The organism is Bartonella sp. DGB2 (assembly GCF_046843095.1).
Taxonomy (GTDB): Bacteria; Pseudomonadota; Alphaproteobacteria; order Rhizobiales; family Rhizobiaceae; genus Bartonella.
Genome location: NZ_CP177326.1, coordinates 165,657 through 184,998 on the forward strand (window position 1 = coordinate 165,657; position 19,342 = coordinate 184,998).

Annotated in this window: 18 protein-coding genes; 7 read left to right on the top strand and 11 right to left on the bottom strand. The window is 40.6% G+C overall.

Annotated features, from left to right (window positions below):
- Positions 1-18 precede the first annotated feature (18 nt).
- The 6 genes from ACK28X_RS07850 (at position 19) to ACK28X_RS07875 (ending at position 7,335) form a co-directional block, all read left to right on the top strand.
- A complete protein-coding gene (locus tag ACK28X_RS07850; protein WP_412058474.1) occupies positions 19-1,653 on the top strand; it encodes a CTP synthase in 1,635 nt (544 codons plus the stop codon).
- A 97-nt stretch (positions 1,654-1,750) separates the two neighbouring features.
- Complete coding sequence (eno, locus tag ACK28X_RS07855) at positions 1,751-3,019, top strand: phosphopyruvate hydratase (RefSeq protein WP_412058475.1); 1,269 nt, start codon at positions 1,751-1,753, stop codon at positions 3,017-3,019.
- Positions 3,020-3,172: 153 nt separating this feature from the next.
- Positions 3,173-3,487, top strand: coding sequence for an FtsB family cell division protein (locus ACK28X_RS07860; protein ID WP_412058476.1), 315 nt, complete (start codon positions 3,173-3,175; stop codon positions 3,485-3,487).
- A gap of 125 nt (positions 3,488-3,612) precedes the next feature.
- Positions 3,613-4,653 (top strand): pyruvate dehydrogenase (acetyl-transferring) E1 component subunit alpha, encoded by a 1,041-nt coding sequence (pdhA, locus tag ACK28X_RS07865; RefSeq protein ID WP_412058477.1) that lies wholly within the window; start codon positions 3,613-3,615, stop codon positions 4,651-4,653.
- A 15-nt stretch (positions 4,654-4,668) separates the two neighbouring features.
- Entirely contained in the window at positions 4,669-6,021 is a 1,353-nt protein-coding gene (locus ACK28X_RS07870) for a pyruvate dehydrogenase complex E1 component subunit beta (RefSeq protein WP_412058478.1), read from the top strand.
- 12 nt (positions 6,022-6,033) lie between these two features.
- A complete protein-coding gene (locus ACK28X_RS07875; protein WP_412058479.1) occupies positions 6,034-7,335 on the top strand; it encodes a pyruvate dehydrogenase complex dihydrolipoamide acetyltransferase in 1,302 nt (433 codons plus the stop codon).
- Positions 7,336-7,856: 521 nt separating this feature from the next.
- Here the strand turns inward: ACK28X_RS07875 and ACK28X_RS07880 are convergent.
- The 8 genes from ACK28X_RS07880 to ACK28X_RS07915 all read right to left on the bottom strand — a co-directional run bounded on the left by ACK28X_RS07880 (position 7,857) and on the right by ACK28X_RS07915 (position 13,993).
- On the bottom strand, positions 7,857-7,985 hold the full coding sequence (locus ACK28X_RS07880) for a hypothetical protein (protein WP_412058480.1): 129 nt from the start codon (positions 7,983-7,985) through the stop codon (positions 7,857-7,859).
- A gap of 143 nt (positions 7,986-8,128) precedes the next feature.
- A complete protein-coding gene (locus ACK28X_RS07885) occupies positions 8,129-8,308 on the bottom strand; it encodes an outer membrane protein (RefSeq protein ID WP_412058481.1) in 180 nt (59 codons plus the stop codon).
- On the bottom strand, positions 8,266-8,613 hold the full coding sequence (locus ACK28X_RS07890) for an outer membrane protein (protein ID WP_412058482.1): 348 nt from the start codon (positions 8,611-8,613) through the stop codon (positions 8,266-8,268). The genes ACK28X_RS07885 and ACK28X_RS07890 overlap by 43 nt, the downstream gene beginning before the upstream one ends.
- A 171-nt stretch (positions 8,614-8,784) precedes the next feature.
- On the bottom strand, positions 8,785-8,964 hold the full coding sequence (locus ACK28X_RS07895) for a hypothetical protein (protein WP_412058483.1): 180 nt from the start codon (positions 8,962-8,964) through the stop codon (positions 8,785-8,787).
- A 908-nt stretch (positions 8,965-9,872) separates the two neighbouring features.
- Positions 9,873-11,078, bottom strand: coding sequence for an ATP-grasp domain-containing protein (locus tag ACK28X_RS07900; protein WP_412058484.1), 1,206 nt, complete (start codon positions 11,076-11,078; stop codon positions 9,873-9,875).
- The gene (locus tag ACK28X_RS07905) at positions 11,075-12,289 is read right to left on the bottom strand and encodes a hypothetical protein (protein ID WP_412058485.1); all 1,215 of its coding nucleotides are present in this window, start codon (positions 12,287-12,289) and stop codon (positions 11,075-11,077) included. The genes ACK28X_RS07900 and ACK28X_RS07905 overlap by 4 nt, the downstream gene beginning before the upstream one ends.
- 280 nt (positions 12,290-12,569) lie before the next feature.
- Positions 12,570-12,737: a tautomerase family protein gene (locus tag ACK28X_RS07910; protein ID WP_412058508.1), complete on the bottom strand. Its 168-nt coding sequence runs from the start codon at positions 12,735-12,737 to the stop codon at positions 12,570-12,572.
- The gene (locus tag ACK28X_RS07915) at positions 12,731-13,993 is read right to left on the bottom strand and encodes an MFS transporter (RefSeq protein ID WP_412058486.1); all 1,263 of its coding nucleotides are present in this window, start codon (positions 13,991-13,993) and stop codon (positions 12,731-12,733) included. The genes ACK28X_RS07910 and ACK28X_RS07915 overlap by 7 nt, the downstream gene beginning before the upstream one ends.
- 1,150 nt (positions 13,994-15,143) lie before the next feature.
- On the opposite strand from ACK28X_RS07915, the gene ACK28X_RS07920 reads away from it, so the two are divergent.
- On the top strand, positions 15,144-16,151 hold the full coding sequence (locus ACK28X_RS07920; RefSeq protein WP_412058487.1) for an antA/AntB antirepressor family protein: 1,008 nt from the start codon (positions 15,144-15,146) through the stop codon (positions 16,149-16,151).
- 54 nt (positions 16,152-16,205) lie between these two features.
- Here the strand turns inward: ACK28X_RS07920 and ACK28X_RS07925 are convergent, their stop codons facing one another.
- From ACK28X_RS07925 to ACK28X_RS07935, 3 genes are all read right to left on the bottom strand, one after another.
- Positions 16,206-17,843, bottom strand: coding sequence for an ATP-binding protein (locus ACK28X_RS07925; protein ID WP_412058488.1), 1,638 nt, complete (start codon positions 17,841-17,843; stop codon positions 16,206-16,208).
- Positions 17,844-17,896: 53 nt separating this feature from the next.
- Positions 17,897-18,226 (bottom strand): ATP-binding protein, encoded by a 330-nt coding sequence (locus ACK28X_RS07930; protein ID WP_412058489.1) that lies wholly within the window; start codon positions 18,224-18,226, stop codon positions 17,897-17,899.
- 675 nt (positions 18,227-18,901) lie between these two features.
- Positions 18,902-19,276, bottom strand: a complete 375-nt coding sequence (locus tag ACK28X_RS07935) for a hypothetical protein (protein ID WP_412058490.1) — start codon at positions 19,274-19,276, stop codon at positions 18,902-18,904.
- Positions 19,277-19,342: the final 66 nt, after the last annotated feature.

The following is a 19,342-nucleotide window of genomic DNA, read 5'->3' on the forward strand; positions in this document are numbered from 1 at the left end:
CCTTATATCCATAACCCCATGGCACGATATGTTTTTATTACTGGTGGCGTGGTTTCCTCTCTTGGAAAAGGCATTGCTGCAGCAGCTTTAGCTGCCTTATTACAGGCTCGCGGGTACTCTGTTCGTATCCGTAAACTCGATCCTTATTTGAATGTGGATCCCGGCACCATGTCTCCGTACCAGCATGGGGAAGTCTTTGTAACTGATGACGGCGCTGAGACTGATCTTGATCTTGGGCATTATGAGCGCTTTACTGGGCGTTCGGCTAATAAGTCTGATAATATCACCACGGGGCGTATTTATCGCAATATTATTGAACGCGAGCGGCGTGGTGATTACTTAGGCGCCACCGTGCAGGTGATCCCCCATGTGACTGATGAAATTAAGAGCTTTATCGTTGAAGGTAACGAAGCCTATGATTTTGTGCTTTGCGAGATCGGCGGTACGGTCGGCGATATTGAAGCGATGCCATTTTTAGAAGCTATCCGTCAATTGCATAACGAATTGCCCCGCTATGGCGCGATTTACATGCACCTCACTCTTATGCCTTATATCCCTACTGCTGGTGAACTAAAAACTAAACCTACTCAGCATTCGGTTAAAGAGCTTCAAGCCTTAGGGATCGCCCCCGATATTCTACTTATTCGCGCTGACCGTCCCATTCCAGAGGCCGAGAGGCGTAAATTATCTCTTTTTTGCAATGTGCGGCCGAGTGCGGTGATTCAAGCTTTAGACGTTGATAGCATTTATGATGTTCCCATGGCCTATCATCAGGAAGGGCTTGATAGTGAAGTTCTTGCGGCCTTTGGTATAGATCCTGCACCCGCTCCAAATATGGAGCCATGGCACAAGATCAGCCAAGCGATCCATTATCCGCGTGGCCGAGTGACTATTGCTGTTGCTGGAAAATATACGGATCTAAAAGACGCCTATAAATCTTTGGCAGAAGCTTTGGTTCATGGGGGTATTGCACATCATTTGGCGGTTGATCTCAAATGGATTGACGCCGAAATTTTTGAAAAGGAAGATCCCTCCCTCTATTTTGAAGACGTCGATGGTATTCTTGTACCAGGTGCATTCGGTGAGAGGGGCGCGGAAGGTAAGATTCAAGCGGCGCGTTTTGCCCGTGAGAATAAAATTCCTTATTTCGGGATCTGTTTTGGGATGCAGGTTGCCTGCATTGAAGCAGCGCGCCATATTGGCGGCTTGCAAGATGCATCTTCTACTGAGTTGGGTGCGACTAGCGCTCCTATCGTTGGCCTGATGACTGAATGGGTCAATGGTAGCCGAATTGAAAAGCGGAGCGCCAATGGCGATATTGGCGGAACTATGCGGCTAGGTGCTTATAAAGCGCGGCTAATGGAAGAAAGCCTGATTGCTCATATTTATGGCAAGAGCGAAATTTCAGAACGTCACCGTCATCGTTATGAAGTGAATATCGCTTATAAGGAGCAACTTGAGGCCTGCGGTCTGATTTTTTCTGGGATGTCGCCTGATGGAGTTTTGCCAGAAACGGTGGAATATAGGGATCACCCTTGGTTCATCGGGGTGCAGTTTCATCCAGAGCTAAAGTCGCGGCCTTTTAGTCCGCATCCACTGTTTGCTTCTTTTGTGAAAGCGGCTTTCACTCACGCCCAAGCCAATAAGACTTAGAAATTTTTTTACCATCAATTTTTTCTATTGTAGGTTGACGGTTTTTAATAATGTAAGGCTTAAAGATCTTGGGATAACTATTTGAATAGGATAAGAAATGACTGCTATTGTTGATATCAAAGGTCGTGAAGTGCTCGATAGCCGCGGTAACCCTACGGTTGAAGTGGATGTTTTGTTGGAAGATGGCGCCTTTGGCCGTGCTATGGTACCTTCTGGCGCTTCTACTGGTACTCATGAAGCGGTGGAATTGCGTGATGGCGGGGCACGTTATCATGGTAAAGGAGTTGAAGCGGCTGTTGCAGCAGTTAATGGCGAAATTCTTGAAGAATTGGGCGGGGTTGATGCCGAAGATCAATTGGGTATTGACCAAACTATGATTAATCTTGATGGTACTCCTAACAAAGCGCGGCTAGGGGCTAATGCTATTCTTGGTGTTTCTCTTGCTGTCGCTAAAGCTGCGGCTCAATCGACGGGCTTGCCTTTATACCGTTATGTGGGTGGGGTCAACGCTCATCTTATGCCTACACCGATGATGAATATTATTAATGGCGGCGTTCACGCCGATAACTCAATTGATCTGCAAGAATTTATGATTATTCCTGTGGGTGCGCCTAGTTTTAAAGAAGCAGTACGCTATGGTGCAGAAGTGTTCCACACCCTTAAGCGCCGTTTGCGTGATGCTGGCCATAACACGAATGTGGGAGATGAAGGCGGTTTTGCGCCGCAGTTAAAAAGCGCAGAAGAAGCTCTTGATTTTATTGCAAAATCAATAGAATTAGCTGGTTATAAGCTGGGGAAAGATATCGCACTTGGGCTTGATTGTGCGGCGAATGAATTTTATAAGAACGGCTTTTATGATTATAAAGGTGAGGGCGCGCGCCGCGATGCCAGTCAACAAGTGGATTATCTTACTCATCTTGTTGACGCTTACCCTATTATCACTATTGAAGATGGGATGGGCGAAGATGATTGGGAGGGGTGGAAACTTTTGACTGATCGTTTGGGCACGCGCTGTCAATTGGTGGGTGATGACCTTTTTGTTACTAATTCTGCACGCTTGACTGATGGAATTAAGATGGGGGTCGCGAATTCTATTTTGGTAAAAATTAATCAGATAGGCACTTTGAGTGAAACGCTTGATGCTGTCGAAAAGGCTCACAAAGCAGGCTATACAGCGGTTATGTCGCATCGTTCAGGAGAGACAGAAGACACAATTATTGCTGATTTAGCGGTAGCTACTAATTGTGGGCAGATCAAAACAGGGTCTCTTGCGCGCTCTGATAGGTTGGCTAAATATAATCAACTTTTGCGGATTGAAGCTGAATTGGGTGAACAAGCGCACTATGCTGGTAATTTTCTCGGTTGATGGGATTCGATAATTAAATTTAGAATTTCAGACAGTATGTTAGAAGCGTGAGTACGACAATTTTATTTTAATACAAATCATTGATGCCCAGCAGAGACGCATGAAGCGATTAAAATTTAGTATCAGCATACTCTTATATGTCAAAGGATACGTATGTGGACCAAGCAAAAGCCGCGTTCTGTCAAGGGGCGCTTCATATTACCTATTCTAACCCTTGGGGTTGTGAGTTATTTTGGTTATCATATTTACCATGGCGAATATGGACTTTACGCGCAACAAAAGATAGAAAACCATATTTCTCACTTGCAAGCAGAGCTCGGCCAGCTTCATGAAAAGCGCCAAGCTATAGAAAAGCGTGTTGCTTTGTTGCGTGATGGACAAATAGAGAAAGATATGCTTGATGAGTATGCCCGCCGCAATTTAAACCTTTCATTGCCGAATGAACGTACAATTTTGATACAACCCTAATTTATTAAATAAATGAAACTCAATAAAATCAATACGCTATATGACCTTTGAAGTAATTATTAAGGTACTTGTAACTTTTGTCAGGACGGCGTATTTTTTAGGCAACCAATATAGGGAGTCAAAGTATGGCAGCACCTTTAAAAAAAACCTCTACGCAAAAGGCGCAGAGTGTATTATCCAATACGGTTAAAGCACCGCATCCACAAGAATTTACAAAAGAAGAAGAGCTCGAATCTTATCGTGAAATGTTGTTGATTCGAAGGTTTGAAGAAAAAGCGGGTCAGCTTTATGGGATGGGGTTGATCGGTGGGTTTTGTCATCTTTATATTGGACAAGAGGCTGTGGTTACGGGGTCGTTGAAGGCCACAAAGGCTGGCGATCAAATCATTACTTCCTATCGGGATCACGGTCATATGTTAGCAGCAGGTATGAGCCCGCGTGGTGTAATGGCTGAACTAACAGGACGGCGAGGCGGCTTTTCCAAGGGGAAGGGTGGTTCTATGCACATGTTCTCTAAGGAAAAGAACTTCTATGGCGGCCATGGCATTGTTGGTGCACAAGTGCCGATAGGTACGGGTCTTGCTTTTGCTAATCGCTATTTAGGTAAAGACAATGTGACCCTTGTCTATTTTGGTGATGGGGCGGCCAATCAGGGTCAAGTCTATGAAAGCTTCAATATGGCATCCCTGTGGAAGCTACCCGTGGTTTATATTATTGAAAATAATCGCTACGCAATGGGGACATCCGTTTCACGCGCTTCGGCAGAAACTGATTTTTCCCGCCGTGGTCTTTCTTTTGAAATTCCAGGCTTTGCGGTGGACGGTATGGATGTGCGGGCGGTGAAGTCGGCTTGCGATGAAGCGATTGCATGGGCGCGTTCTGGTAAGGGGCCTATTATTCTTGATATGCAAACGTATCGTTATCGTGGTCATTCTATGTCGGATCCCGCAAAATACCGCAGTAAGGAAGAAGTGTTAAAGATTAAGACTGAACATGATCCTATTGACCAAGTTAAAAATCGCATCTTCGCACGCGGCTGGGCTGATGATGAACAGCTGAAAGCGATTGATAGAGATGTAAGAAAAATTGTAGCGGATGCGGCTGACTTCGCCCAAGCAGATCCTGAGCCAGACGCCTCTGAGCTCTATACCGATATTCTAGTTTGAACGGAGAAAGCGATTATGTCTATTGAAATTTTGATGCCAGCGCTTTCTCCCACCATGGAAGAAGGCAACCTGTCAAAGTGGGTGAAGAAAGAAGGCGATACCATCATTGCTGGTGATGTGATTGCAGAGATTGAAACCGATAAAGCTACTATGGAAGTAGAAGCGGTTGATGAAGGGATCTTGGCTAAAATCTTAGTGCCTGAGGGAAGTGAAGGTGTAAAGGTAAATAGCCCTATTGCCATTATTTTAGAAGAGGGAGAAGAAAACATAAACTCTATTGCCAGCTTCGCGCCGAAAGCGGCTATCCCTTCGGATTCTGCACCTATACCTACTCAGCCTATTGTCAAAGTGGTTGACAATCTGGACATTCCTGCAGGTACTGAGATGGTGATGATGACAGTGCGTGAGGCGTTAAACCAAGCAATGGCTGAAGAAATGCGCCGCGATGAGAGCGTTTTTTTGATGGGTGAGGAAGTCGCTCAATATCAAGGTGCTTATAAGGTAAGCCAAGGGTTGCTAGAAGAGTTTGGCGAGCGACGCGTGGTTGATACACCCATTACTGAACATGGCTTTGCGGGGCTTGGCGTTGGGGCGGCTTTTGGTGGACTGCGTCCTATCGTTGAGTTTATGACTTTTAATTTTGCCATGCAAGCGATTGACCAAATTATCAATTCTGCTGCTAAAACGCGTTATATGTCTGGCGGCCAAATGTCCACTCCCATGGTGTTTCGCGGTCCTAACGGTGCAGCAGCTAGGGTTGCAGCTCAGCACTCCCAATGTTTTGCGGCGTGGTACAGTCATATACCGGGGCTAAAGGTTGTTGCTCCTTATAATGCTGCTGATGCAAAGGGTTTGTTAAAGGCCGCTATTCGTGATGATAATCCAGTTATCTTCTTAGAAAATGAAATTCTTTATGGTCATCAATTTGAAGTGCCTAAACTGGATGATTTTGTTTTGCCTATTGGCAGAGCTCGGGTGCACAAGGTAGGCGCCGATGTAACTCTTGTTTCCTATGGAATGGGGATGCACTATGCTGTGCAAGCTTTAGATGAATTAGCCAAATTGGAGATTGATGCGGAATTGATTGATTTGCGCACCATCAGGCCTTTGGATTTATCCACCATTGTTGAGTCTGTCAAAAAAACAGGCCGTTTGGTTACGGTAGAAGAGGGCTACCCACAATCTTCTGTGGGGACAGAGATCGCTACTCGGGTTATGCAACAGGCCTTTGATTATTTGGATGCGCCTATTCTTACCATTGCCGGTAAAGATGTGCCCATGCCTTATGCGGCGAACTTGGAAAAGCTCGCGTTGCCTAGCGTGGCAGAGGTTGTTGATGCAGTAAAAGCCGTTACTTATCGGGCTTAAAAGAGGTGGATCATGCCAATTAAAATTACTATGCCCGCTTTGTCTCCTACTATGGAAGAAGGTAATCTTGCAAAATGGACTGTACAAGAGGGCGATAAGGTTTCAGCGGGTGATGTAATTGCTGAAATTGAAACTGATAAGGCTACCATGGAAGTAGAAGCGGTTGATGATGGCATTATGGCTAAAATCATTGTGCCTGCGGGCGCTACAGGCGTTAAGGTAAATAGCGTTATCGCTATCTTAGCAGGCGAGGAAGAAAGCATAGATGCAGCGCTCGCGGGGGCTGAAAGCATTACAGCGCTAAATATACCGCCCCTTTCTTTAGGCGATCAACCCGAACCTCAGTTACGAGATGCGTTGCATAATAACGCCCCTGTTCATAAAGGAGAGCGGGTTTTCGCATCACCGCTTGCGCAGCGCTTGGCTGGGCAAAACGGGCTTGATCTTAATACACTCGTAGGAAGCGGGCCGTATGGTCGTATTATCAAGCGGGACGTAGAAACAGCTTTGCTAGCCCCTACACCACGACAAGTTGCTTCTGCTGGGGCGCCTGTTGCTGTTACAAGTGATGAACAAAACCGAAAATTATTCAAAGAAGCAGATTATGAATGGGTTGCCCACGATTCTATGCGCAAAACCATTGCTAAACGTTTGGTAGAATCTAAACAAACAGTGCCACATTTTTATGTGACCATTGAATGTGAGTTGGATGCTTTATTGAATTTACGCGCTCAATTAAATGCCGCTGCGCCTTTGTTGGGGGATGAGGATAGCAACAAACGTCCGGCCTATAAGGTTTCGGTTAATGATATGGTGATTAAAGCGGCGGCTTTGGCTCTTAAAACAGTACCAGATGCTAATGTTTCTTGGCTGGATGATGGCATGTTACGCCATAAACATGCTGATATCGGTGTTGCAGTAGCTATTGAAAATGGTTTGATTACTCCAATCATCCGTCAAGCGGAAATAAAGTCTTTATCGACTATTTCCAATGAAATGAAGGACTTGGTAACGCGGGCGCGGGCGCGTAAGCTTAAGCCACAAGAATATCAAGGCGGGACTAGCGCGGTTTCTAATCTTGGTATGTATGGGGTGAAAGAATTTTCTGCCATTATTAACCCACCGCATGCAACGATTTTTGCTATCGGTGCTGGTACGCCGCGTCCTGTGGTGAAGAATGGAACTTTGGCGGTGGCTAATTGTATGTCAGTAACAATATCTACCGATCACCGTGCGGTAGATGGGGCTTTAGCGGCTCAGTTGGCTCAAGCTTTCAAGCATTCGATTGAAAACCCACTTAGTATGGTGGTGTGATATGGTTAAAATGATTTTATGTTATGGCAAATTTCGGATATGGAACTGATCCAGCAGAGCTTGTTGCCATGCTTATGAGGATCGTTGGTTCGCCTAGTTGCAAGCGGTCTTTTTTGACGTAGCAATATATGCGTAGGTGACCATCGCGATGGTCTTCTTATGTGTGTTGCTATATAAAAGGGTATTTGGTCTAACTTTGCCTTTCAGCGTGCGTTTTAGGCTCTTTGGAGCTGATAGGGCTTAAGCGTTATGTACGGGTAATTAATGAGGTGGTAGTATTGACTACAAATGCTAGTTAAAGAGTGGAAATATTCCACGGAGGAATAACCGTGACTAGGGGAGGCTACATAAACTCTAAAAAATATCTTGTCATTAATATCCCAAATTTTTCCCCTTAACTTTAATTATTTTTTATTGTGTAAAATATATAAAATTTTAAATGTAATAAACTAATATAGATGTATTTCCTGTCATACTTATATTAAAAATTTTTCGAATGCTGTGTTTCCTGAGTTTTTAAATCACACGGAAATCAAATGAAAAACCGCCGTCAGCCATTCACAAACCCGCTGCCAACACGATTTATCATGATTGGCCAATTGTCGTACAAAAGCACCAAATATACCAGCAAGCGCTGTTGATAGCATCATGCCAAGCCACGAAGCCAATCGGGAGAGATGTATTTTTCGGGCATAGGTGTTCCTTTGGTTGGGGGCACACGAAAAAGCCTCACGGTTTTAATAACCATGAGGCTCTAACGTAGTATCTTGCCTAAAGGGGTGATAAGGCTTTATTAGAATTTGAACGCAATACCAACACGAATGTCTTGGTCTGTAAGAGCGTATTTAACTTTGTTCGTCTCGCTAAAGGTGAAATCTTTACTACCGAAGTCATTGTAGCGGTATTCAGCCCGCGCCAAAACATTATCAGTTATCGCAAAGTCAAAACCAGCACCAACGGTAAGACCAAGCAAGATTTGGCTATTTTTAAGTGATTCAGTAGATGTTGTGTACTTAATGTTATGTAATTCTGGAGGAAATGGAGTATGGTTTTGTGTTGTATTGTATCAGTTTTACTATTCCGCGCAACCGTCGCTGTATCATTGCTTACGCTCGTACCGTTAACAGAGGTATAAGAGATACCACCAGCAAGATAAGGCATGAATCGGTCTACAGCAAAACCAAGGCGTACACGTGTTGCTCCTGACCATTTTTGTTCAAAACTTACGGTCGCATCTTTCGTAACTTTTAAGACAGGAGCTGTAGATTTTAGCTCCATATCTTTATCAGTTTCCGCTGCATATTTAAGGTAAATGCTTAATTTATTTTTATATTCTTCTGTATTAGTAAATTTTTTTACGAGTATATCAATGATTTCGTCTCGGATATTTCTATAAGATTTATAGTATTTGTTATAGTTTTCTGAAACATCCTTGGAAAAATATTTAGCCTATGCCTCGGATTTTGCAAAGTTAAAATCATTTTCAACACCAAATACAAGGGAATTTCCTAAGTTGATATTATAACCAGCAAAAAAGCTATTTGAAATTAATTTTTCAGCTTTTGCTTTCACGGAAAATTTTGTATCGCCAATCTCAGCATTTTTTCCAAAATTGATTCCGCTTTGCACTCCAAGGTAAAAACCATCCCAAGAAAATTCAGGAACTTGAATGGCAGGCGTTACAACGTGAGGTACATCGTGGTTTATACGTGCAGTGTCAGCTGAATAAGCAGAAAAAATTTAAAGTATTAAAATTATAGAAACGAAAAAGGTAAGAGTAAATTTCATATTTATATTTTTGTTTAATTTTTTTATAGACTTTCTTTATAAAAAAATATTGCAAGAATATAAAATGTTATACATATACCCCTATTTTGAACGATAGAGAACTAATATTTTAATAGATTTCACTTGCTTTTTGTTGCATAGATCAGTGGTAAGTATCCAACGCACAAGCTTGGTTCATCGACAACAAGACGTAGCGGCTTAGCTGGTCTTCTAAGCGGAGACCCTCCTCTACTACCCAGTCTTATGATCTCGACAACAACGAAGCAAGCCGCAAGGCATGGTGATACGATGTGGCGCGTATTTATGATTATAATTTTGTACTAGCAAGCTGTCGTATTCTCACCTTAGCCTTTGTCTATTAAAGGTCATTTAATGGGGCCTTTACTATTGTATATAAGCGCGCTGTGTTTTGAGCAAATGTATAAGTCATTGTTCAAAACCTTTATCACCACCACCATAACAAATAAAACAAGGTGAGCCGGCAGGAAGTCTGCGTTTATTGTAGGTATTGTGCCAACCTTTGCTGTAGTAGGTGCCAGTATTTTGGTTGGACGAAAAATTGCACTGGAGGGATTTACCAGGCTCTTTCCTCGGGATAGGAGGTGTAGTTATCGTGGCGCCAGTAGCTTATCAAGCCGTCACGCTCCAGCTGCTAGGCATGGAATTCCAGTAATGGTATTAATCTGTATTACGATAGGGATAATATATCAGAAAAAATTTCTTGGATGAATTTATCTTGTAGTATTTTTTTATACAAAATTGCTGCGAATAATATTCTCTAAGTATAATAATTCATCATCATCTTGTCCGAGAATGGCTATAATGGCAGGGCAGGTATTTAAATCAATGGTGAGGGGTAGCGGCTCATTTTCTTTAAAAAAGAGCATAAAATGAGCTACATTTTCCCATGAGCTAAGTTTTTTGTACCATAAGTTAATATCCTTTATGGTGTGTCCTTCGATCTTGTTGATTAGAAAGATAATGCGCCCCTTTTGTTTATAGCAGCTGGTTGTTTGCGAAAATACCTCTCTAATAAGATTGATGGAGCTATGCAATAAGTCATCTTCATAGCAATGGGTAAATAGGGCAGGAGCAATCCCTCCATGGAGGCGGGCTCCTACTTCAATCATTACGGGGCCGCGCACAGTTTGCATGATCTCCATATGTGCAGGCCCATGTTCTATCCCTACCGCGTGGATACATTGTTTGGCGTATGTGATAAGGGCGCTATAGAGGGGGTCTTGCGCGTCAAGCACATCAAGAGTTTCATAAACGAATGTACTCCCATTATGGGTGCCCTTATTATAGCGTGATAGAGCACATATTTTTATAGCTTTGCCATTTACAATAGCGTCTACGACGTATTCTTCTCCTATCAATTTTTCTTGGATTAAATATGTTTTGTTTCGCGCGCCAAAAATATTTGTTAGTGTCCAATCGATTTCTGAAATCCAAGCTTCAACTTCATCGCGGCTAGAGAAAAACAAAACACCATCGCTTCCAGCAGAATCATCAGGCTTCACGACATAGCCGTTAGGACTTTTAAAATCATCAAGAGTATAATTGTTTTGTGTAATAGTCTTTGAGCGAATGTAGGCTAGGCCACTTTTACGAAGGCGCATTTGCATTGCTGCTTTTTTTCGCCGCCAATCAGTGGTTAAAGGATTGTTTCCTCGGCAGCCATAATAAGCGGCTAGTTGTTCTGCACAGTAAATACCACTCTCTGCGCCCACCACTACCGCCTGTACTTCACCAGGTGCAAATCGTTTTTTTATATCATCAACATTATAAAGCCTCGTCTCTTCCATGCCATCTCCTTGATAAGAAAGAATGAGGCGTGAAGGAAGGGCGGGGTGAGATACAATGCCATAGCAAGTGTAGCCCAATTTTTTTAAAGCGGAACCATAAAGAGCGCCGCTAGAGAAAGGGTCAACAATCAGGATAGGTTTGCTCACATTTTGGCTCGCTGTGCTGAAAGGAAGAGGGTATAAACAAAGATCATTAGCCCAGTAAGTGGCAGAAGGTAAATAGCCGATCGAGACCCCATAAATGCGGGACTTGTGATAAGGCCGAGGATTACATAGCCTGCCGATTGAGAGAAGGTATAAAGCATGCCGCTATAGTTTCCTACATGTTCTGCCTCGGCTTCCGTTTGAGTTGATTCAATGATCTGCTTGCGAGTGTTGATCCGCATCGTGTTCATTGAAAACCCAATAAAAAAGCAAAAGACCATAGCTAAATAGGGTGATTGGGCAGTAGTAAAAATCAGATCTGCTATACTCAATACAAGGGCAGGAAGGATGAATTCAAAGCGAGGGATTTTGATAAAAGCAGCTATAAAGGCACCTGTGCCCGCAAACGCGCTACAAAGTCCATAATATTCAGAGCCAAAATTTTTTACACTTTGGAAAAGAATGGTTGCAAGCGTATTATAGGCGCAAATGTGAAATCCAACAAGGCCTATACACATGCATAAAAGCTTAAGATCTGGGCGGAGAGTATTTTCCTGCAGCTTAGATATGGCGTTTTGTTGGGTTGATGGCGGTTGGGTTTCAATACCTTGGTTCGTGTTATATTTGTCGTGAAAGATAATATATCCCGCTACAAGGCTTATTATGATATCAAATGCACAAATCGCTGTAATTAAACCATTATAGCCGATTCCTACTGTTGGTTCGTGATAGGCGATTCTTTCTAAGAGATAGCCACTGAGCGTAGCACCAAAAAAGGCGCCGATTTGCGCTACAGTTTGCATGATGCGTGAAGCCTTTTGGGCGCTAATATAACCGCTAAGCGCTAGCTTGGTATTATAGGTCTCTAGTGTACTTAAGGTAATCAAAGAGAGATAACCGATGGAGATAGATACAGCAATGAATCCAAAGGGAGAATTTACATAATGAAAGAGGGAAATTAACAAAAGAATACTATATATAATGACTCTCCTTTTGTAGAGATCCACTAAGCGTAACGAAGCCTTTACGCGCATAAGCCCAAGCTTTTTCAAAGCATACGGTATTGCGGCTCCCAAGGCCATAGTGATGCCTAGGAAGATGGATGATGAGGTTCTTTGATAAGCATTCCAAAGATTACTCAAAAATAGCACCATATCGGAAAAATACAGCAGAATGACTAATACATAAAACCGAAACATCATTTCTTTACGCATATTTATTCCTTATACATGCATATTTATAGACAAGAAATGGTGTATTCAGCATATTATGTTTACAAATAATTAATGTTACACCTTACTGAGCATGGCAAGATTTTAAATGAAAGTCTACATATTTTTTTCAAAGAAAATGAGGGAATCACTGTTCAATTTTGGTGTTAAGGAGAGGGAAGATCGCGACCTAAATTTGTTTAATCTTTAGTAATGGAACCGTAATATATTCCTTTAAAGGTTATAACTTTCTGAAGATTGCAATCGCAGCCCTTCCGATGCGCTAATTATTTGTATTAAACTCATCTGTAACTAATATAGTATTTTGTAGATTTTTTCCGAAAATGTCCATAATTAATTCCGTCACTCTTTTCACTAAAAGCTTTTTTGTAATTTTTGTGCAATTTATATTAATTATTCTCTTTATGCAAAGATGGTAATTATTTATAATTCATCATTCCATTGTAAACTGAAAGATAAAATGCATATTATTGAAGATAAAATTGCAACGGAAAGAAATATAAATCCTAGATCTGGTACTGCTATACCTGCATAAACTAAAGTAAAAGAAAATATAGCATAGGATCCAATTGATAGAAAACGTGATATGGCTATGGTTGTCGCCCTATATTCTGCATGAAGATTTTTCAATATATAGCTTATTAAAAGCTCTTGAGATGTTGAATGAAATAGTCTAAAAAAAAGACAAAATATAATAAAAGATATATATAAATTACTCATGTATAAAAAAATATAAGATAATAAAGCTAACAAAGTACCAGCAACGGGGAGTATGCATACCAAGCGTTTAAAGGAGAATTTCTCCACCAAAAAACTTCCGATAATCCCTTTAATATAATAAGCGATATATAAACTTAGGGATGCCATAAGGGTGCTTATAAAGTCTACAGGACTTATACTACGTAAATTTTCAGCTGTTAACATAGAAATGAGTGTATAGGCATTTGCCTGTATGATGGTGATTTGATATAAAGATAGCAAAAAAATCAAGGGAAGTAGTGCAAATTTGAATCGTCGTATAGTTGGTAACATTTTCCTTTCTTCTCTTGTTTTTATATTATTTATCACATTAGAGAAATGCAAATTTTTAAAAAGTGGTATGCAGATAAGGGAGGGAATGAAGAGACAAATATAGCTGAACGTTGTATAGCGCTCTAAGGTCATAACAGCTACGATGGTAAGTGATGGCAAAACAAATGAGAGATAACTACCAAATTTTTGAAGTTGGGATATGCCTATAAGGGGGCTTTTTGTCTTTTTGTTATCTTTTTTCCTTTGCCTATTCAGGGCTTCAACCATTTCATAAATATACGCTTCATATGAGACAGCTAGCATTGTGTTACCTATTGAAAATATTATCGTCTGCAAAATGATAATAGCGATGCTAACATGCTGAAATACTGTAAAAAATATAGGCAAGAGCAAAAACAATGGTGAAATAGCAACACATAAAGTACCAATGATACAGGCTTTAGCATGGCCTAAGCGATCTGCGATAATGCCAAGAGGAATATCAGAAAAAAGACTAAATGCAAAAGATATAGATACGGAAAGAGCAAATGATTCTGGCGGATATCCACCAACGATACTTAGCATAATGCTGTTCATGGCATTTGCTGCTGTTTCCCTTGCGCGATATAAATTTTGCGTGTAGCCGATGTATTTTTCAGATAATTTATAATGCATATCTATATATCCAATTTTTGATACTAAATCATGATTATGCTGTTTAAAATCTCATTATATCTAAACGCAATAAATTTATCAACTTTATTTCATTTTAAGGGATAAATTATTTTATACTACGAAGTATGCTTTTAATGGTTTTAATATTTAGGTAAGCGTGCGTATTTTTATGGAGCTTATCTTGAGTAGAATAATATGACAATCGTTATTATAACTGCGGCGACATTTTAATCATATTTTCAAAAAACGATAATCACGCTTAGTGGATTTTCTTGCTATATTTTTATAATTAGAGAATTCATCAGGATATTGATTTATAACCGAAATAGCCTTCATGGCGCTGTTATCCCATTACAAATTGTATCAAATCATTCTTCAATATCTATGGAAAAAGTTTTTCTAATTTTTGAAAAAAATACATGCTAGTCCATAGATGTTTGTAATTTCCCTAAAAAATCGTAATTAATATTCAAATAATAAAAATTTTATGCCGGACTTTACAAGGTTGAGAGTATGTAAGAAGAGAAGGTTATTTTATAAAAAATAGCAAAGTTGATTAAAATGGCTTGATACCGGTTAATATAAAATATGCAAGAAATTTAAAAATCTAAAGTGTGTAGCCTATTTCCTAAAAATTACTTGAAAAAGTTTTCAAAATATCTATGGCGGAGGGGGTGGGATTCGAATTACCTATTTTTCACACCTTAACACTTTGATTTTACTTTATAAAAAAATAGGTTCGGGATTGATTTTGGGGGGTTCGGGAATAGGTTTGTCGAAAAAATGGCAGTCCTCTTATACGAATTTTATTCCAATCCAACCAAAAAATCAAACCCAAACGAATCAAAATCAAAAGGTAGGGCACGGGGCAAATCACCTCGCTTGACAAAAATCCTAAAACCGCTATGTTGAGAACAAGTGCATGAAAAACACTTAAATCACAAGCGGCTAAATAACCGAAATTATTTACCGTTCCGAACAATTCGACCTATTGCCATGCTTCTATGCATGCGTTTTATGTCGGGTGTGGTTACGCCATACAATACCCGCAAGGGGAAAGTGTAACGACGGACTTGTGACCGTGTTTTTCAGCACCCGGCACCCCTATGGGTGTCTCATGAAAAACGTTAATCTCACAAGGATTTCAATTATGAACAATCTGATTACAATCAACGAAACAGCCATAGGGCAAGACACTGTGCAAACGGTGAATGCCCGTGAGTTACATGCCTTTTTGGAAGTTGGCAAAGACTTTAGCAATTGGATAAAAGATCGCATAAAACAGTATGATTTTAGAGAAAATCACGATTATATAGTTTTCGCCAATTCTGGCGAAAACCTCGTAGGTGGTCGTCCTTCTAAGGAATACACACTCACTCTCGACATGGCGAAAGAGCTTTCCATGGTTGAGAAAAACGAACGCGGCAAAGAAGCAAGACGGTATTTCATTGAATGTGAACGCCTTGCCAAGCAGGCGGCTAAAAATGGACAACAAGTAAGTTCTATTGCACCTGCAACACTAACTCTTTCAAGCCGCGAAATCGCCAAGCTATGTTGTAAGCGTCATGATCGGGTCGCAAAAGATATTGAACGTATGCTTTTAGTCTTAAAGCGTGATGTGTCTCTCTTTGCACGTCTTTATACGACCAATAAAAATACCAAACAAACTGAATACCTTTTACCCAAGCGCGAATGCCTTATCCTTGTTTCAGGTTACAGCACAGTGTTGCGGGCAAAGATTGTCGACCGCTGGTTAGAGCTGGAACAAGCAAATCAACCACAGCTACAATTGACGCAAGAAGATGATACCGTCTATCGCCTTCCAGAAGACCGCACAAAGATACCGCTACGCATCAGAGACTGCATCAACAAACACGCCCAACAATTAGCCGCGCTATATCGACTAGAAGCAGAGGCCTATTTGCTTAATCATGTTTACATGGGTGCCGTAGGCATATGGCGTGAGATATCCTTCTCAAAGGTCGAAGAACGTCTAAAGAAAGTCCTATGGCTAGATGTGGTCGATAAAGAGTTAGCCGAAATGCGCTCTGCCCATTATCTTCTTTTCAGAGCGCTAAGAGACATGATCACAAGAGACGTTAAGAAGCTGGAAGAGCTACACCTTTCAGCACCTAACGAGCGCTTACTGGTCGCTTAAGCGTAAACAACTTCCCCCGTCTTTAGGCGGGGGATTTTGATGACTTGTATCAGTTCAGCCTATCCCAAGCTTTTTAAAGAACGCTTTGTTTCGCATTTTTGCGTCTTTAAGAAGCTTTGTCCAGCTCAAGACCTCTATATAGAGATTGCCACTATCGTGCCATTGAAACCAACCTAATCCATCAGGCATCGGCTTAAAGTCTTTTATTTTGAGAAGCCACCTATTTACTTTAGGTGTTAAGTCGCAAATCACGTATCCGTAAAAAGGTGTTGTTTCATTAACGCGAATATTTAATCCAGTGGGTGTACGGAACTCGCCATCTCTAATATGGTTTACATATTGAATAATTTGTGTAATGGGGTCTTCGCTCGAGGATTCATTAGCGAAATCGTCTCGCTGTGGTCTTTTAAATTCAAATATCGTTATAGGATTGCTAGTTTCATTCTCACCCCGAAATGCTACACGTTGATCATAAGCTATAATATCAGGCCGACCACTATTCTTAGAACCGTCTAGGGATTTGTCAGATGAAATATAAGAAGTAAAGTTTAACCTTTCATCTAGTATCCAAAGATTGTGGTCATCATAATTGAGACTTTCTGTATCTTTTTTACGTGGCATGATGATATCATGTAGTTCGCCTTCAGATTTATATTTACAATTGGCGTCTATTTCCAGTGATTTTTCAAAAATATCTAAAATCAATTTCCTCATACAGACGTAGTGCGCAAGATCATTTTTACTTGTTGCAGAAATCCTTTTCACTACTTGACTGACGTTTTTAGCTAATTTATCGGAATTTTGCGTTTTTAATAAGGCAGTCACCTGCTGAAGTGTTTCCGTTTCTTTTTCGTGCTTTTTCCGTTGAAGATAAAGCTCAATATCTGTATTATTTGATGGCTTCATACCTAGATCACTAAAATCAACCTCCTTCGCGAGGGTTTTATGCCATGGCGCCCCATTACTAATATAATTATTAATTAGCTCCTGTTTATCCGCCCTCCTCTTTGCAAGAGCATTTTCTAAAACAGATTGAGCAATTTCAGCGGCTGTTTCTTCAATTTGACTTTGAGAAATACTGCTAAAAAGATCTGTATCTGGCGGAAAATTGAATTCACTGCGTTCAAGCGACACATGTTGGTTTAGATACTCACCAAAAACGTAGACCTTGAGGCAAAACTTTTGTTCCTTTGAGGATATACCATCTATATCATTATCGCAGAACAGTTCTTCAAATTCTGGTGCATATTTAGAAAGTGAAGTGGATACTACATTTCGGCGATGTGCTATAAGGCAAATTTCATTCTTAGGCGCTCCTAAATCTTTTCTTTGCCCATAAAATTTAAAAATCCGCACCTGAAATTTTTCTGCTTCTTGGTGCGCTTGGAGCGTGAATATATTTCGTTCAATAGGTAGTTCAACAATTTTACTATCATCGCTTATTACATAATCGTTGAGGCAAATACTATTGTTAGGGTCGTTCTCCTCACATAGTGTGATATCTGGGCAAATTATATCTTTATCTAGAAAATATAATAACAACCGAGCTACGATAACATGAGCAATATTATCAATATTTTTATGCGGAAAACTATCTGATTTTAACCCATATATTTTAACGACTGTGCCAGTATGCTTATTCTTGGAAACAGATGTCTTCTCATTGATTATAATATCTTGTTCTTTCCCCATCTTAAACAAGCGATCGTAGAGTATACTATTGGTAACAAAGGTGCTTTCTACCTCTAAATGATCATAATATTTGAGACAAGAAAATCGCCCAAACCCTTGCCGCCTAAATGAGCCTTCTGGTCACTATAGACTGTATCAAATGATTTACGATTATCTTCCGTAAAGCCAATCCCGTTATCTCTCACGATAAAGCCATCAATAACACCCAATCTATCAATAAAATCGCCTTGGCTACGTATGACTTGAATGTTAATAGAGCCTTTCCCATCACCTTTTTGTTCGGTGGCGTGAATGGCGTTTACAACTAGCTCTAGCAATGGCGTATAAATATTAGTGCCAGATCGGATGTTTTCAATTAGCCGTTTAATGTTAACATTGCTCATATCTGCTCCAGCACATTACCCGATACACCGCTTAACCTCAATTATAAAATATCCAAAAACCTTCGGTAGTTGTCTCCTCAATCAATCCCCCTTCAGCATATATGTTTTTAAGATAAAGACTAATATTATCAATGGAGCACTTGAATAACTCTGCCATAAGCTTGTGACTAAGCCTAATTAAATAGTTCTCACAACCAGTTTGAATGCTTTCTTCGCCTGCTTATTGGATAAAAATCAAAAATTCAGCTCTAATATTGCGGGTGATTAGTTTTTTAGGAGAGACACGACACCTATCGAAATGAGTCTTCTAGTGCTTCATGTTACTAATTTTCTCTTGCCTGTCAAACGATAGCGATAAGAAGTTGGTGCAGATCATCACGGCGTTTGCACTGTTTTTATAAGAGAAGGTTCGCACCGATATTTCGCATGCAGTACCATTTGTTTTGTAGACGCGTCCATACAGAGATTATGAGTGAGTTTTTAAAGAAATGGAGCCACAGTACAGGAAAAATAAAAGCCATGACTTACAGCTTTGCTCTTGGCATGACCTATAAAAAATAAAGCCCTAGCGGAAACTAGGACTTTATTAAACTCAATAACTCAGAAAAGTCATTCATTCATGAATTGGATCAATAGTAGCGTAGATATATTTTCATGTCAAGAAAATTTAACTAGCTAAAATATAGACTTATCTAGTTTTGTCCACGTGTGAAAATAATAGCGCAAGACGCTAAGCAACAGCTCTATGCTGGAAACACCAACAGCACCACAAATAAACCCCGCTAAACCCATAATATTATTAGGGCTGAGGCCATCATCAACGCCCACCATATCAAATCTTAGCAAGAGATGATAAAGCATATAAGAAACGGTGGGTGAAGCATAAATCGCCAATACACCGCCGCCCACCCATTCACAAACCCGTTGCCAACACGATTTATCATGATTGGCCAATTGACGTACAAAAGCACCAAATATACCAGCAAGCGCTGTTGATAGCATCATGCCAAACCATGAAAGCCAATCGGGGGGTATCTGTTTTTCGGGCATAGGGGATCCTTCTTACTGTGTAGATATTTTACGCCTTGCCACTGTAATTTTCGTACACATAAATGT

What these genes read in the sequence shown, in the direction of transcription:
- ACK28X_RS07850 (WP_412058474.1), top strand. Translation starts at nt 19, where the DNA reads ATGGCACGATATGTTTTTATTACTGGTGGCGTGGTTTCCTCTCTTGGA.
- eno (WP_412058475.1), top strand. Translation starts at nt 1,751, where the DNA reads ATGACTGCTATTGTTGATATCAAAGGTCGTGAAGTGCTCGATAGCCGC.
- ACK28X_RS07860 (WP_412058476.1), top strand. Translation starts at nt 3,173, where the DNA reads ATGTGGACCAAGCAAAAGCCGCGTTCTGTCAAGGGGCGCTTCATATTA.
- pdhA (WP_412058477.1), top strand. Translation starts at nt 3,613, where the DNA reads ATGGCAGCACCTTTAAAAAAAACCTCTACGCAAAAGGCGCAGAGTGTA.
- ACK28X_RS07870 (WP_412058478.1), top strand. Translation starts at nt 4,669, where the DNA reads ATGTCTATTGAAATTTTGATGCCAGCGCTTTCTCCCACCATGGAAGAA.
- ACK28X_RS07875 (WP_412058479.1), top strand. Translation starts at nt 6,034, where the DNA reads ATGCCAATTAAAATTACTATGCCCGCTTTGTCTCCTACTATGGAAGAA.
- ACK28X_RS07880 (WP_412058480.1), bottom strand. Translation starts at nt 7,985, where the DNA reads ATGATGCTATCAACAGCGCTTGCTGGTATATTTGGTGCTTTTGTACGA.
- ACK28X_RS07890 (WP_412058482.1), bottom strand. Translation starts at nt 8,613, where the DNA reads ATGGAGCTAAAATCTACAGCTCCTGTCTTAAAAGTTACGAAAGATGCG.
- ACK28X_RS07905 (WP_412058485.1), bottom strand. Translation starts at nt 12,289, where the DNA reads ATGCGTAAAGAAATGATGTTTCGGTTTTATGTATTAGTCATTCTGCTG.
- ACK28X_RS07915 (WP_412058486.1), bottom strand. Translation starts at nt 13,993, where the DNA reads ATGCATTATAAATTATCTGAAAAATACATCGGCTACACGCAAAATTTA.
- ACK28X_RS07920 (WP_412058487.1), top strand. Translation starts at nt 15,144, where the DNA reads ATGAACAATCTGATTACAATCAACGAAACAGCCATAGGGCAAGACACT.
- ACK28X_RS07925 (WP_412058488.1), bottom strand. Translation starts at nt 17,843, where the DNA reads ATGGGGAAAGAACAAGATATTATAATCAATGAGAAGACATCTGTTTCC.
- ACK28X_RS07930 (WP_412058489.1), bottom strand. Translation starts at nt 18,226, where the DNA reads ATGAGCAATGTTAACATTAAACGGCTAATTGAAAACATCCGATCTGGC.
- ACK28X_RS07935 (WP_412058490.1), bottom strand. Translation starts at nt 19,276, where the DNA reads ATGCCCGAAAAACAGATACCCCCCGATTGGCTTTCATGGTTTGGCATG.